Source organism: Acinetobacter sp. S40, assembly GCF_016624705.1.
Taxonomy (GTDB): Bacteria; Pseudomonadota; Gammaproteobacteria; order Pseudomonadales; family Moraxellaceae; genus Acinetobacter.
In genome coordinates this window covers 1-442 of record NZ_JACVTU010000044.1, presented here as the reverse complement: position 1 = coordinate 442, position 442 = coordinate 1, and the positions used below count along the sequence as shown (strand labels likewise).

The 442-nt window shown below is 46.6% G+C and carries 1 protein-coding gene; it reads right to left on the bottom strand.

The genetic code is table 11. From position 1 onward, the window contains the following. Window positions 1-442: ABC transporter transmembrane domain-containing protein (locus tag IAE19_RS16490; RefSeq protein ID WP_265092555.1), on the bottom strand; the 442-nt coding region annotated here is incomplete at both ends.

The window sequence follows — 442 nt, the reverse complement described above, 5'->3', positions numbered from 1 at the left end:
TAATCGTCCCAACACACCGGTAATTTGAGAAATGGGGGCCAACATTCTAGAAGATAAAATCGAACACGCCACTAAAGCACCGGTGGTCATGTCGCCTTTGATCACAGCAAAACATCCCACAAGAACCACAATCGCATAGGTTAGGCCTTGTATTTTTTGGGTCCATGCCGTTAATACCCCCACAATTTTACGTTGACGCATACTAATATCAGCTGACACTTCGTTCATGTGGTTCCATTGGTTCTGGAAGCGTGATTCAGCGCGCAGTAGCTTGATGTCTTCTATTCCCTGTACGGCTTCCACTAAGATGGCATTGCGGATAGAGGATTCACGCATGCCTTCTTGCGCCAGTTTGGCCAGTTTTTTTTGCACCAATAGCCCAGGCACAATAATTAAGGGGACAACCAGTACCATCACCCAGAATAAGCTACCGCCAATCATC